We start from the raw sequence: 13,929 nt of genomic DNA on the forward strand, positions 1-13,929 counted from the left end.
GTGCGCCTGCGTCCGATTCCCGTATACGCAATTCTGAATATCGAAAGCCCTACGCCAGGAGTCAGCAGGATGAGCACCACCGCACGCACCGGCGCGGCGCAGATCGGCGTCACCGGCCTCGCGGTCATGGGCAGCAACCTGGCCCGGAACTTCGCGCGCAACGGCTACACCGTCGCGGTCCACAACCGCACCGCCACGCGCACCGAGGACCTGGTCAAGGAGCACGGCGGGGACGGCGACTTCATCCCGGCCGCCACCGCCGAGGAGTTCGTGGCCGCCCTGGAGCGCCCGCGGCGCCTGGTCATCATGGTCAAGGCCGGCGAGCCCACCGACGCCGTGATCCGCGAGTTCGCGCCACTGCTGGAACCCGGCGACATGATCGTCGACGGCGGCAACGCGCACTTCCTGGACACCAGGCGCCGCGAGAAGGAACTGCGCGAGCAGAGCCTGCACTTCGTCGGCACCGGCATCTCCGGCGGCGAGGAAGGCGCCCTCAACGGCCCGTCGATCATGCCCGGCGGCTCCCCCCGAGTCCTACGCGGCCCTCGGCCCGATGCTGGAGAAGATCTCCGCGAAGGCCAAGGACGGCGCCCCGTGCGTCACGCACGTCGGCCCGGACGGCGCCGGCCACTTCGTGAAGATGGTCCACAACGGCATCGAGTACGCCGACATGCAGCTCATCGCGGAGGCCTACGACCTGCTCCGTCAGGTCTGCGGTTACTCCCCCGAGCGGATCTCGGAGATCTTCCGCGAGTGGAACACCGGCCGCCTCGACTCGTACCTGATCGAGATCACCGCCGATGTCCGCCCACAAGGACGCCAGGACGGGCGAGCCGTTCGTCGACATCGTCCAGGACCAGGCCGAGCAGAAGGGCACCGGCCGCTGGACGGTGCAGACCGCGCTCGACATGGGTGTCCCGGTCAACGGCATCGCGGAGGCCGTCTTCTCCCGGGCAATCTCCGGTCACGCGGACCTGCGTGAGGCGTCCCTGGGACTGGCCGGTCCGCGCCCCGAGGCGCTGAAGGCCGGTGAGGCGGAGGCGTTCACGAAGAGGTCGAACAGGCGCTGTACGCCTCGAAGATCGTCTCTTACACGCAGGGCTTCCACGAGATCGCGGTCGGCTCCAAGGACTACGACTAGAACATCGACCCGGGCGCCGTCGCCAAGATCTGGCGCGGTGGATGCATCATCCGCGCCGCCTTCCTGGACCGCATCGCCGCGGCCTACGCCAAGCAGCCCGACATGGTCAGCCTGCTTTCCGACCCGGAGTTCGCAGGCGAGATCGCAGGCGCGAACGACAACTGGCGTGAGGTCATCGCGGCCGCTGCCCACAAGGGCGTCCCGCCCCCCGCCTTCTCGTCCTCCCTCGCCTACTACGACGCCCTGCGCGCCCCCCGTCTGCCCGCCGCCCTTACCCAGGGTCAGCGCGACTACTTCGGCGCCCACACCTACCGCCGGACGGACCAGCCCGGTTCATACCACACCCTGTGGAGCGGCGACCGCTCCGAGGTCGACGCGGGCTGACCGGCCCCGCCAACACCCTGGGGCGCCCCTCCGTTGCGGAGGCGGCGCCCCAGGGTGGTTCACCGGGCACAGGCACCGCCTGTCCGCAACACCAGGCGGTTCACCAACTGACGCACCAACTGATGCACCAGCTGTTTCACCAAAGCGAAGAGTCCTCCGTGACGGCTTGCTCGGCCGCGCGTGTGAGGGCCTCATCAGGCCGGGCCCCCGCGTCCGGATGCCGGCCGGTCCACCTCGCCACGGACGAGCACAGCGGGACGACCGTCGCGCCCCGATCCCCGCCCTGCGGAACAGCTCGCCCAGCGCCCCGGCGACCCCGCGCCCGGTGTACGCGTCCTTGACATGCGTCGACAGCGCGACGAGGACGGGCCTGTGAATCCGCTCACCCCCGGCCTCACTTCCGGCCAGGGATTCCGGCTCGACGTAGAGCAGCCGGCCCATGACCGGCCCGCCGTCCGCGCCGGCCGTTCCGGCCGCCACGGGGACTGCCTCCAGGACCGGCTTCCCGGTCGCGTCGAGCACGCTGCGCACCTGGACCCCGTCAAGGTCCGCCTGGCCATTCGCTTTGCTCTGCATACTCATGCGAACGACCCTACGAAGGCCGCGCGGGCACCGCACGGCGGTGGGACTGCCGCGCACGGTCGCCGAGATGCGGACCAGGCTCGTCCAGGTCAAGGCGCGCTCACCCTGGAGTACCCGGCCAACCGGGAGCACCGGGTGACGGAACTCCAGGAGCCCATCACCACCTGACCCTGACCCGGCCGGGGCGCGGGCCCCGGAGTGGTGGGGGCATTTTCCTACGACACCTCAAGGCCGCTAAAGCGGACGAACCGGACTCCAGGTGTCGTGACTTCGCCCCCACACCCTCCGGTGGAGCGTCAGCCGATCCCCCGCTGCGGACCGGAGATCGCCGTACGACTCCTCAATGCCACGGACGCGCACGAAGCGCGGGAGCGTCTGGCGCCGCTCGTCGAGAGGCTGCGTGGTGCCGATCGCGCACTCAGCATCTACTTGCGTCGCTCCGCCTGGATATCGACGGCCTTGTGGCGCAGCCTTCAGCGATGAAAGACGGCGAGGCGGACAGCCGTATGGGGCGGCGTTCGGCCGGCCGTTCATCGGCCTGGCTACGCTTCGAGGAATTCCAGCGCCCGTGGGACGAAGGCGTCGTGGAACTGGAAGATCCCCCCGTGCCCGGCGTCGGGGTAGAGGGGTTCGAGTTCGCCCTGGGGCAGCCGGGCGGCCAGGTCGAGGGTGTTGACGCTCGGGATCATCCGGTCGCTCTCGCCGTTGGCCACCAGGACCGGCTGGTGGATGCGCGACAGGTCGGCGGGGGCCTGGACGCCCCAGCGGTGGATGGCCTTCAGCTGGGCGCGGAACGACGGAAGCGAGATGGCTTTGTCGCGGTCGTCCGTGCGCTCCTTCAGCCGGTCCAGGAAGGCGTGGGCGGCCTGTCGGCCGCTTTCGGTGGCGGTGAAGAAGAGGTACTGCTTGGGGTCCTTGCGGGTCACGACGGCCTTGAGGGTGTCCTTGACGGTGAGGGAGGTGACCTTGTCGATGCCGGGGCCTCCGGCGGGGCCGGTGCCCGCGAGGATCATCTTCCGTACGAGGTCCGGTTCCTGTGCTGCGACGACCTGGGCGACGAAGCCGCCCATCGACAGGCCGAGCAGGTCGACGCGTTCGTACCCGAGGGCCCGGATGAACAGCACGGTGTCGCGGGCCATCGCCTCGATGGTGTCGGGCGTGGAGCCGCCGGAGGCGCCGACGCCGCGGTTGTCGTAGGTGATCACGCGGCGGCGGGCGGCGAGTCCGTCGACGACGCGGGGGTCCCAGTTGTCCAGGACCGCGGACAGGTGGTTGAGCAGGATCAGCGGTACGCCTTCGTCCGGACCGTGCTGCCGGTAGGCGACGTCCACGCCGTGCACGGACACGGAACGGGTCGGCGCGTTCCTGTACGACGCAGGGGTGGGCATGGGGGAGCTGGTCGGTGTGCTCATGGTCGGGTCCTGGTGTGTGTGGGGGGAGGGGGGCAGGGAGGGGGCTTCTCGTGGGTGAAGGGGCCCCCTTCTGCTGTCCGGCGGGATCGGTGCCCCCGCTCACGTCATCGAGACGACGACCTTGCCGGCCTTCGCGCGGCCCTTCTCGATGTACTCCATGGCCTGGAGGGTCTCGTCGAACGGGAAGACGCTGTCGACGACGGGGTGGATCTTCCCGGCGTCGACGAGGCGGGTGACTTCGCGCAGCTGGTCGCCGCTGGCCTTCATGAACAGGAAGGAGTAGGTGACGCCGAGGCGCTTGGCCTGGCGCCGGACCTTCGCGCTGAGCACGGCGACGCCCAGGCGCATGACCGCGTTCGCGCCGAGTTCGACGCCGGTGGCCGGGTCGGGCGGGCCCGCGACGGAGATGACGATGCCGCCGGGCTTGAGGACGCGCAGGGACTTGGTGAGCGTCTCGCCGCCGAGGGAGTCCAGGACGACGTCGTAACCGTGGAGGACCTCGGAGAAGTCCTGGGTGCGGTAGTCGATGACCTCGTCCGCGCCGAGTTCCTTGACCAGGCCGACCTTGGCGGTGCTGGCGGTGGTGGCCACGTGCGCGCCCAGCGCCTTGGCGAGCTGGATGGTGACGGAGCCGAGGCCGCCGGCGCCCGCGTGGATGAGGACCTTCTGGCCCGGCTGGACGTTCGCCCGCTCGACCAGAGCCTGCCAGGCGGTCAGCGCGACCAGCGGGAGGGAGGCGGCCTCGGTCATGGTCAGCGAGGCGGGCTTGAGGGCCAGGTCGTCCTGGTGGACGGCGATGCGTTCGGCGAAGGTGCCGATGCGGTCCTTGTCGGGCCGCGCGTAGACCTCGTCGCCCACCGAGAAGCGGGTGACGGACGATCCGACGCGGACGACGGTCCCGGCGAAGTCGTTGCCCAGGATGAGCGGGAGACGGTACGGCACGATCGCCTTCAACTCCCCCTTGCGGATCTTGTAGTCCAGCGGGTTGACGCTCGCCGCGTCGATCCTGACCAGGACGTCCTCGGCGCCCACCGCGGGCTCGGGTGCATCCCCGGCGCGCACCGTGGTCGGGTCGCCGTACTTCTCGACCATGAAGGCCTTCACTGTTGTCTCCGTTCGTTCGGTGTTCGTTCGGTGTTCGGTCGGTCTCCCGCGCGAGCGGGGACGGGGGTGTGTCCGCTACGGGTTTCTGCCGGTAAGGGGAAGTCTGTGGCGCCTCCGTGCCGGCGCATGTCGCGCCGGCACGGACGCAAGGGCGGGGTGGGCGTCAGGCCGCGGCCGGCCCGGGTGTGCCGGCCAGGCCCTGCTTGACCTGCCGGGTGACCTCGTCGGCGAGGATCTCGGGCAGGCCCGCCTCGATGCCGAGCAGTGCCTGCGCCGCGACATCGGCGGGGGAGACCTTCTGGTCGGCGGGGACGCCGGCGGCCATGTCGGTGTCCATGTAGGCGACGTGCAGCGCCGAGACGGTGATGCCGCGGGGCGCCAGCTCCTCGCGGGTCGCGTCGCTCATCGCCCAGGCGGCGGCCTTGGAGGCCGCGTAGGAGCCGGCGCCGGCCGGGTGGTACCAGGACAGGGCGGACAGGACGTTGAGCACGGCGCCGCCGCCGTTGCCCTCGATGACCGGGGCGAAGGCCCGGGTCGCGATGAGCGGGCCGACGTAGTTGGTCATTATCTCGCGGTGCACGTCGTCCAGGTCGCCGCCGATGAGCGTCGCGCCGGTGGCGAGGCCCGCGTTGTTGATCAGCAGCGTCGTATCCGAGGCGATGCGGGCGGCCTCGTGGATCGACTCCGGGTCCGTCACGTCGAGGCGCAGCGGGTGTACGCCCGGCAGGTCCACCGTCTCGGGGCGGCGGGCCGCCGCGTAGACCTTCGCGCCGCGCTCCACGAGCTGGGCTGCGAGGTGTCGCCCGAGCCCTCGGTTGGCGCCGGTGACGACCGCGACCGTGTTCTTCAGTTCCATGCTCGCTCCTGGTCCTGGCGGGCACCGTCTTCACCCGCAACAGATTAGATTATGCATCCAATCTAAACACGGGTCTACGATAGATGCCAATCGACATCCAAATGGGAGGGTGGTCATGGGCCGCGTATCGCAGGCGCAGGCGGAGGAAAATCGCAGGCGGGTGGTGGACACCGCCTCCCGGCTGTTCCGGGAGCAGGGCACGCAGGTCAGCGTCGCCGACCTGATGAAGGCGGCTGGTCTGACCCATGGCGCGTTCTACAAGCAGTTCGCCTCCAAGGAGGCGCTCGTCGAAGAGGCCACCGCCCACGCCTTCGCCGAGCTCACCCAGCGCTACAGCGCCGGGCTGGAGCGGCACGACGGGCAGCGCGAGGCCACCCAGCAGGCACTGATCGACACCTATCTCTCCGTCGCGCACCGGGACGACCCGGGGGATGGCTGCCCGGTCGCCGCGTTCGCCAGCGACATGGCGCGCGAGGGCGCTGACGGCGAGGCCCGTCGCGTCTACACCGAGGGGGTGGGCGTCTTCGCCGAGTGGCTCGCCACGGACGACCAGGACGGTCTCGTCCGGCTGTGCACCCTGTTCGGGGCGCTCGTCCTGGCTCGCGCCACCAAAGGGTCACCCCTGTCGGAGGAGATCCTCGCCACTGTGCACGCGGCCCTGACCGGGCCCGAGCCCGCACCGGCGACGTCACGGTAACCATCGCCGCTGCCGTAGCTGCGGCTGTGGCTGTATCCGTACCTGTCGGCGTCAGCGGGGCAGGATGGCGCCGATCTGGGCCCGGACGTCCCGCAGTATCTCATCGGTGCTCGCGGTAGCGTTCGGGCCGGCCGCCATGGCGAGGAACAGGGCGGCGGACACGACGCGAGCCAGCGTCTCGGCAGTTGGCGGCGACGCTGTACAGGTCGCCGCCGCTCTCCGGTCTGCGGGTCTCGACGTCGACCAGCACGGTCCCGTAGATACGGCCCTTGCGCATCGCGTATTCGTCGACGCCGACCACACGCGGGGCCTGTGGCTGGGGTTCCGGGAGAGCGTCGACCAACCGCAGGACCGTGTTCCGGCTGACCCTCGCCCCGAAGACGTCGGCCGGCCGGGCCCCGGCACGACCGGCCAGGGCGAGGCCGACCTCGGCCAGCGCCGACCGCATTCGTTCGGTCCGCTGGCTGTACCGACGGGTCAGGCCCGCAACCTGCTCGACGAACGTCCGCCGCCCGCAGGAGACGTCTTTGCACGTGCAGCGCTGGACACGAAGCTGCAGCACCACCCGCCGTCCCGACATGGGGAGGTCAGCGGGAAACCGCAGGTAGCCGTGCACCCGCCCCGACCAGCTTCCGCAGCCTGGGCACCGAGCCCCGGTCGTCCGGCATCTGACACCGATTCGGAGCACCTCGCCATCGTCCTGTATCGACTCCACCTTGATCCCCGGATCCGCCAGGAAGAGCAGCTCTTCCAGTCGGAGCAGTACCTCGCGCACAGCCCAGGACCATCAGCCCAAACGCGGTCGGCACCGGCAGCTTCCAGACGATCTCGTGTGACTGAACGCGATATGTGGCCCCTGAGCATTCCGGTTGGCCCGACCGCATTTCGCCCTGAGAAGGGCGCCTTCCGGGTTCTCGGCGCTTCGTGGTGTGTGGGGATGCCCCTGGATGTCCGGCAGCCGACCGGCGGGGACGGACGGGCGGGCAAGGCATGATCGAATCTCTGGGGATTCGATGGCGGGGGTGTGGTGTGAGGGATTGGCGGACCGATCCGGCGTTCGAGATGTGCCGGGCGCTGGTGGACGGAGCGGAGCTGGCCTCGTTCGGGGGAGGCGCGTTCGATGTGCGGGCGGTGGTGGCCGGCATCCAGTCCGGGGCCCACAGCGGGTTGCTTCTCGACGCCGTTCCGTGGGGGAACTTCCCTCACGGGAACGATGCCCGGAAGGCCGTTCACCTGCTGCACACCGGCGAGGACCACGCAAGCCACGCGACGGGCGTGCTGGGGGGCCTGTGTGCCAACGACAGCCGGGCCGCCGTCGCCCTCACCGTACCGTTCCTGATCCCCATCGCCACCGATGCCCACCACCCACACCGTGCCGCCGCCCTCGGCGTACTCCCAGCCCGGCCCGCGCCCAGCACTTCGGCGTCGCCTCCCGCGATGAACTCCTGCTCCACCGCACCGATCCTCGGCGTCACGCCCCCGACGACTACGACGACTACGACGACTACGGCGTCGAAGTGACCGGCTACCCGGCAGGCTGGTCGGTGGCCGCCGCCCGCGCCGCGATCACCGCCGGAGCACCCGTGCTCCTGCCCCTTCTCAACGACTCCGACCCCACCATCCGCATCGACGCCGCCTACGTTCTGGCCACCGCCGCCGACCCCGACCACAAGGTCCGAAGCGACCTCGCCACCAGGTTCGCCACGGAGCATGACGTCATAGTCCGTGCCGCCCTGCTCCTTGCCGCCGCGGAGACCAGCCGGGCCCACGCACATCCGCCGACCGTCTGGTGGCTCCGTGAGCGGTGGCAAGACTGGACAGAGGCGCCCGAAGTCCGCCTGGCCGCGGCGATCGGCTGGCTCTGCCTCACGGACGAACCCGCCCCCGAGGACCTCCACCAGACCATCAACTCTTTCGCCACAGATGAACGCGTACATGCCATGGACGCCCTGCCGTGGATGAACGCCGCCGCCGGATCCGGTGAACCGGGACTCCGGCGCTGTATTCGCTGCATGCTCCACCCCGAAGAGCCCGAACCGTCGGACGACCCCTGGGCCTCCTCGCCTTGAGCGTCCAACCTCGGCCCCGTCTGTGCATCGAAGTTGTCCACCGGGGCCAGGTACGGTGCTCGGGCACAGCTGGTGTGCCTGAGCGATTTAGCTGGCCCCTGAGCGCTCTACTTGGCCCCGGCCCCGCCGTCCCGGCCGGCAAGGCCGAAACCGTGCGCACCGCGTACCTGGAAGGCCGCTCCATCGCCGCCCTCGCCCGCGACCACGGCGTCAGCCGCGACGCGATCCGGACGGCCATCGCCGACCTCCTGCCCGACCACAGCGCCACCGAGGAAGACGCTCCCGCCCCGGAACTGCCGGTCACCCTCGACATGCCGGGAAAGGTCGCCGACTTCCTCCGCACCACCGAACTGGAGCCCGCCGAGCGCGCCGCGCTCGACCAGGTGTCTGCGACGGCCTTCAGTGGCCCCACCCCTCGATCGGGTGACGTTTCGCGGGCGTCCTGGGAAGGAGGCCGGTAGGTGCGGACGGCGGTCCGCGGCGGCCGGTAGCGTGGGGCCACGGAGCCCGCCCGGCTGCTTCCCCTGACAGGATTGCGGACGGGCGGGCGGCTTGTTGGGTGTGGCCTACCAACTCACGTGCGAACGACGCCCAGGCTCGACAGAGGCCGTGGGCAGCGTGTCTCAGCGGTTGCGCGTGAAGGTGTCGAGTTCACAGCGGTCGGGGTCGCCGACGTATCCGTAGAGGTGTGGATTCTCTCGACTGCCGCTGACGTAAAGCCCGTCTCCGTAGTACCCACCGTTGACAGCGCTGTCCCAGTAGCCGCTGATCTTGTGGAAGGTGAAGGAGACAGGCCAGTCTGAGTCGTCGGCGGGAGCCAGCTTCCAGGTTCCGCTTCCGGTTCTGCTCTGCGGGTCACCGGTGGCCTCTTCAAGACTTGCGGGCCACCCGAGTGTGGTGAACGTCCCGTCGTTGCTGAGAGTCAAGCGTCCGACAGAGCTTTGATAGGTGCCGACCAGGTCCTGCGTGCTGATTCCCTCCGGCCGCTGGCCCGCCCCCGGGCATGGAGAGTAGCGGCCGCAGCCGGTCGCACTCGCCGATGCCGCCAGGATCAGCGTGCATGCCAGACCGAACAGTCCTCGGTTCATACCCCGCCCCCACCCAACAGACCTAACTCGTTGCAGTCTCCCAGTGAGCCTCTCGGGCCTTGCGCGGGGTCTCGCTTGTCGAGAGCTTGAATACGCGGTGAGAGCGATAGTTTCTGCCGTCGCTCTCACCACGAGATCGCTCTCGTCAGGCCGCAGCCGCTTTGCGCTTGGCTGTGGTGCTGGCGAGGCGGAAGGACTGGGTGCCGGTCTCGATGATGTGGGCCTCGAATGTAAGCCGGTCGACGATGGCCTGGCAGAGCCGCTTGTCGGTGAAGGTCTGGTCCCGGGTAGCAATCGCTTTCTGTCCCGGGCATGCTGTCGGCCACAGCGCCGACCGTCGGGCGCTCTCCCCAGGAGGTCCGCCCCGCCATGTATTCCTCCGTGCCCGCTTCCCTGCTGTCCCGACGCGGTCTGCTGCGTGCCGCCCTGGGCACCGCCGCCGTCGCATCGCTCGCGGTGCCGCTCGCCGCGACGCCCGCCCGCGCCGCCGACGCGTACGACGCGCTGCGCGTGACGTGGCGGGAGCTCATCCTCGGTACGGACGTCACTCCGACCGCCGAGCCCTTCGCCTCGAAGCTCGCCGCGCTCGGCGACACCGCCCGTGGTCTGCGCTCCTCCATGGCCCGGACGAACGGCTCGCTCTGGCCGGACCTGCCCTATGCGGACCCCGAGCCGGACACGGACGCCGAGTCGTACACGTACTCCGGGAACCTCAACACCAGTTACAACCGGCTGCGCACCCTTGCCGAGGCGTACTCCCAGCCCGGCACGGGTCTCACCGGCGACACGGCCCTGCGGGCCGAGATCCTCGCCGGGCTCGACCACCTCCACGACCAGGCGTACCACGCGGCACAGGCCCGCTACGGCAACTGGTACAACTGGCAGATCGGCATTCCGCAGGCGCTGCTCGATATCGACGTCCTGCTGTACGACCACCTCGGCGCGACCCGGATCGCCCAACACTGCGCCGCCGTCGACCACTTCGTCCCCGACAGCGCCGTGGCGAACTACACCGGCACGTCCACCGGCGCCAACCGGGTCGACCTGTGCCGGGTCCTCGCCCTGCGGGGCGTCGTCGGCAGATCCGCCGCGAAGCTGACCCTGGCCCGTGACGCGCTCTCGCCGGTCTTCCCGTACGTCACGAGTGGGGACGGGCTCTTCGCCGACGGAAGCTTCATCCAGCACACCTACGTCCCCTACGCGGGTTCGTACGGCGCGGTCATGCTCGGCGGCCTGTCCCTGCTGTTCGCACTGCTCAAGGGTTCGCCATGGGAGGTCACCGACGGCGGCCAGCAGGTGGTGTTCGACTCCGTGGAGAAGGCGTACGCGCCCTTCCTCTTCAACGGTCTGGCCATGGACGCCGTATCCGGACGGGCGATCAGCCGGGGGATACAGAAGTCGGATACCCAGGGCGTCCGTCAGGACGACCATCTGCGCGGCCACGCGATCATCGCGTGCGTCGCGCTGCTCGCGCAGAGCGCGTCGGCGGCGGAGAAGGCCCGCTGGGAGGGGATGGTGAAGGGCTGGATCGCCCGCGACTACTACAGTCCGCTGCTCGCCAGCCCCGCCCTGGGCGTCGCCGCGCTCGCCCGCCTCAAGACCGTCGACGACGGCGTGGCCTCGGTGAGCCCCGAACCGTCCGGCCACCGCCTCTTCTCCGGTATGGACCGGGCCGTGCACCGGCGCGCCGGCTGGGGGGCCTCGCTCTCCATGGCGTCGAACCGGATCACGTACTACGAGAACGGCAACGGCGAGAACCTGCGCGCCTGGCACAGCGGCTCGGGAATGCTCTACTGGTGGGGCGACACCTTCGCCAACGGCCAGTACAGCGACCACTTCTGGCCGACGGTCGACCCGTACCGGCTGCCGGGCACCACCGCCTCCCGCAAGCCGCTCGCCGACGGTGAAGGCGGCACCTGGGGTGCGGCCCGGCCCGACGTGCGCTGGGTGGGCGGGACGACCGACGGCACGTACGCGGCCGTGGGCCAGTACCTCAAGGGCCTGTCCTCCACACTGCTGGCCAAGAAGTCCTGGTTCTTCCTCGACGACGCGATCGTCTGCCTGGGCTCCGGGATCCACGGGCGCGACGGCACGGGCGTCGAGTCGGTCGTGGAGAACCGCAACCTCGGTGACACCGGTGTGCACGCCTTCACCGTCGACGGCACGGCCCAGCCGACCACGCTCGGCTGGAGCGCCACCCTCACCGGCGCGCGGTGGGCGCACCTCGCCGGTCACGCCGGGTACGTCTTCCCCGGCGGCGCCCTGGCGTTGAAGGCCCTGCGCCAGGCCCGGACGGGCGCGTGGTCGAACATCAACAAGGGTGCCGTGACCGATCCGGTCACCCGCCGGTACCTCACCCTCTGGTTCGACCACGGTACCGATCCGACCTGGGCTGCGTACTCCTACGTCCTGATGCCCGGCGCGAGCCAGGCGCAGACGGCCGCCCGCGCGGCCGACACGAACTGGCTCACCGTCCTCGCCAACACCAAGGAGCAGCAGGGCGTACGCGTTCCCGCGCTGGGTTTCACCGGCATCAACTTCTGGCTCGGTGGCACGGTCGGCGACGTCACTGCGGGCGCCCCCGCGTCCGTGCTGATCCGGGAGTCCGGTACCACCGCCACGGTGTGCGTCTCCGGCCCCCTGCGCGACGGCGCGACGGTCGACCTCACCTGGAACCGCCCCGTGTCGGCGGTGCTGTCCAAGGACGCGACGGTCCAGGTGGTGGCGACGGGCTCCGCGCTCCAGCTCCGGATCACTCCAGGAACGCTCGCCGCCACGCACAAGGCGGTGGTCAGGCTCGCGTGAGACCCGCCGCGACGTGCCTGCGTCCGCGCGGGGGGAGAGCGGCTCGGGCCCCTACGGTGGGCCGATGCGACCCGATCCATCTGATCTCGTTGGTTACCTGCACCTGCCCACCGGTCCGGGCGGCTCCCCCGTCCCGCCCGCCGCCGACCGGATCGAGGACGTCCGCGACCAGCTCCACGAACGGCCGCCGCCCGCGACATCCGCGACCTCGACGGCCTCAACCCCCGCGTTCAGGACATCGTCCTGAACACCCCCGGCGCCCGCGAGCTGCTCGCCAACCTCGCCGACCTGCCCGGTGGCCCGCCGCATCGCTATCGGCTGTGCAGGCGGGAAGCACAGAGGTGTTGACCGGATTACCGGAGGACACGCCGAGCTACGACGCATCCCCCAGACGGCCTAGTCGATAGATGTTGCGCATCCGAATGAGCAAGGAGCGCAACGGTGGATGAGTTCTCGCGTGATCTCCGATCGATTCGCCTTCCCCGGTGGGGTCGTGTGGCCGCGAACCCGGGGGTGGTGCCGTGTGCTTCAAATCGTTCCGTCCAAAAGCAACGAGGAACGGCTCCTGCTGGTGAGCCTTGAACTCGCAAGCGTCCTGGCCACCATCATCAAGCGCCTGCGCGACGCCAACGGCGGCAAGATCCCCCTCATCGCCCGATACGACTCCCACGAGCGAGCCACCGGCCCGCTGCTGCCCCACCTCTTCCAACGACGGCCGTACTGGCAACCGCAGGTCATGAGCGAGGCCGCGGTCAAGCACAGGCTCGACCGGACGCTGGAAGCCACCGGTCTGCGCGACCAGACAGGACAGCCGCTGAACTACACGCCCCACGACTTCCGCAGGATGTTCGCCACCGAGGCCGTCACCGGCGGACTGCCCGTCCACATCGCCGCTCGCATCCTCCCAGGCATACCTTGCAGTCTTCCAGGACGACCTCGTGCGGACCTACCGCGGCTTCCTCGACCGCCGCCGGGCCGATCGACCGCAGGACGAATACCGAGAGCCCACCGAGCAGGAGTGGCACGACTTCCAGCAGCACTTCGAACTCCGCAAGGTCTCGCTCGGCACCTGCGGACGTCCTTACGGAACCCCCTGCAAGCACGAGCACGCGTGCTTATCCGAACTAGCCCAGCTCGGCGGCAGGCCCGTGCGAGCCGCCGTTCACCACGGAAAGTAGTCGTGAAGAAGATGGGTGGACGGGTTCCAGCGGGCGTGTCGTGGACGTCGTCCGCACGTGCTTCGCGGTCCTACTGGGAAAACGCGTAGGTCCGGACGGGATCGAAGTGCAGTTCGAAGGGACCGAACAGTCGGCCGCGAGAGTCGCGACCGGAGCACCGCAGGGGCAGGCTCGGTTGAGTCCCTCGTCGCCTCTCGGTCCGCAGCACCCACTGGTGTTCTCTCAGTTGGGCAGTGGCTGAAGGCCGGCGGCGTCATCAGGATGCACCAGCACTGTGTGTCGGCTGCCGGCCGAGATGACGAAGCCTTCTTCGCGGCAGACCACAGGTCCGCGCGACTGAGCTGGCTTCGGGTCCTCCTGATCGTCCTGCATGACGTAGGGAGGTCCCCAGGGCTCGGGATCGATCGCGTAGCGGCCCTGCGGAACGGTGGAAGGCGCCCGGCGTGTCTCCTTGTCCCGGTCGCGCTCGTCGTCGGAGACGTGAGGGACACTGGCAAGCTCGGCGAGCTCCGGCGTGATCGCGGAGACACACTTGGAACACAGGAAGACGGTCATCCCCTCGTTGTAGTGCTTAGGACCGCTCCTCCGCACCCTCGTTTCGCTGCTTGGGGTC

General features: G+C 69.8%; 13 protein-coding genes and 1 pseudogene. 7 read left to right on the forward strand and 7 right to left on the reverse strand.

The genetic code is table 11. From position 1 onward, the window contains the following. Positions 1–69 precede the first annotated feature (69 nt). Positions 70–1,525, forward strand: a pseudogene (gene gnd / locus ABT034_RS30835) (NADP-dependent phosphogluconate dehydrogenase). Between the two features lie 1,124 nt (positions 1,526–2,649). Here the strand turns inward: gnd and ABT034_RS30840 are convergent. The 3 genes from ABT034_RS30840 to ABT034_RS30850 form a co-directional block, all read right to left on the reverse strand. Further along, positions 2,650–3,519 (reverse strand): alpha/beta fold hydrolase, encoded by an 870-nt coding sequence (locus ABT034_RS30840; RefSeq protein ID WP_351220364.1) that lies wholly within the window; start codon positions 3,517–3,519, stop codon positions 2,650–2,652. Positions 3,520–3,618: 99 nt separating this feature from the next. Further along, on the reverse strand, positions 3,619–4,623 hold the full coding sequence (locus ABT034_RS30845; RefSeq protein WP_351220365.1) for an NADP-dependent oxidoreductase: 1,005 nt from the start codon (positions 4,621–4,623) through the stop codon (positions 3,619–3,621). A 163-nt stretch (positions 4,624–4,786) separates the two neighbouring features. Beyond that, complete coding sequence (locus ABT034_RS30850; protein ID WP_351220366.1) at positions 4,787–5,479, reverse strand: SDR family oxidoreductase; 693 nt, start codon at positions 5,477–5,479, stop codon at positions 4,787–4,789. A gap of 115 nt (positions 5,480–5,594) precedes the next feature. Here ABT034_RS30850 and ABT034_RS30855 point away from each other — a divergent pair, with 115 nt between their 5' ends. Further along, entirely contained in the window at positions 5,595–6,176 is a 582-nt protein-coding gene (locus tag ABT034_RS30855; RefSeq protein WP_351220367.1) for a TetR/AcrR family transcriptional regulator, read from the forward strand. A gap of 100 nt (positions 6,177–6,276) precedes the next feature. Here ABT034_RS30855 and ABT034_RS30860 read toward each other — a convergent pair whose 3' ends face one another. After that, positions 6,277–6,951 (reverse strand): transposase family protein, encoded by a 675-nt coding sequence (locus tag ABT034_RS30860; protein ID WP_351220368.1) that lies wholly within the window; start codon positions 6,949–6,951, stop codon positions 6,277–6,279. Between the two features lie 215 nt (positions 6,952–7,166). Here ABT034_RS30860 and ABT034_RS30865 point away from each other — a divergent pair, with 215 nt between their 5' ends. From ABT034_RS30865 to ABT034_RS30875, 3 genes are all read left to right on the forward strand, one after another. Then, positions 7,167–7,697, forward strand: coding sequence for a hypothetical protein (locus ABT034_RS30865; RefSeq protein WP_351220369.1), 531 nt, complete (start codon positions 7,167–7,169; stop codon positions 7,695–7,697). Continuing rightward, the gene (locus ABT034_RS30870; protein ID WP_351220370.1) at positions 7,694–8,245 is read left to right on the forward strand and encodes a HEAT repeat domain-containing protein; all 552 of its coding nucleotides are present in this window, start codon (positions 7,694–7,696) and stop codon (positions 8,243–8,245) included. The genes ABT034_RS30865 and ABT034_RS30870 overlap by 4 nt, the downstream gene beginning before the upstream one ends. 152 nt (positions 8,246–8,397) lie before the next feature. Continuing rightward, positions 8,398–8,706 carry a hypothetical protein gene (locus ABT034_RS30875; RefSeq protein WP_502973093.1) on the forward strand — a complete coding sequence of 103 codons (309 nt, stop codon included), beginning with the start codon at positions 8,398–8,400 and terminating at the stop codon, positions 8,704–8,706. Positions 8,707–8,868: 162 nt separating this feature from the next. On the opposite strand, the gene ABT034_RS30880 is transcribed toward ABT034_RS30875, so the two are convergent. Next, complete coding sequence (locus ABT034_RS30880) at positions 8,869–9,333, reverse strand: hypothetical protein (protein WP_351220371.1); 465 nt, start codon at positions 9,331–9,333, stop codon at positions 8,869–8,871. 145 nt (positions 9,334–9,478) lie between these two features. After that, on the reverse strand, positions 9,479–9,781 hold the full coding sequence (locus tag ABT034_RS30885; RefSeq protein WP_351220372.1) for an ATP-binding protein: 303 nt from the start codon (positions 9,779–9,781) through the stop codon (positions 9,479–9,481). Between ABT034_RS30885 and ABT034_RS30890 the strand changes: the two genes are divergently transcribed. Both ABT034_RS30890 and ABT034_RS30895 read left to right on the forward strand, forming a co-directional pair. Then, complete coding sequence (locus ABT034_RS30890; protein WP_351220373.1) at positions 9,703–12,138, forward strand: polysaccharide lyase 8 family protein; 2,436 nt, start codon at positions 9,703–9,705, stop codon at positions 12,136–12,138. The two genes, ABT034_RS30885 and ABT034_RS30890, sit on opposite strands and share 79 nt — an antisense overlap. Before the next feature lie 938 nt (positions 12,139–13,076). Next, positions 13,077–13,316 carry a hypothetical protein gene (locus ABT034_RS30895; RefSeq protein WP_351220374.1) on the forward strand — a complete coding sequence of 80 codons (240 nt, stop codon included), beginning with the start codon at positions 13,077–13,079 and terminating at the stop codon, positions 13,314–13,316. Between the two features lie 222 nt (positions 13,317–13,538). Here the strand turns inward: ABT034_RS30895 and ABT034_RS30900 are convergent, their stop codons facing one another. Next, positions 13,539–13,871 (reverse strand): hypothetical protein, encoded by a 333-nt coding sequence (locus ABT034_RS30900; protein WP_351220375.1) that lies wholly within the window; start codon positions 13,869–13,871, stop codon positions 13,539–13,541. Positions 13,872–13,929: the final 58 nt, after the last annotated feature.

It is taken from the genome of Streptomyces sp. NPDC002773 (assembly GCF_040295605.1).
Taxonomy (GTDB): domain Bacteria; phylum Actinomycetota; class Actinomycetes; order Streptomycetales; family Streptomycetaceae; genus Streptomyces.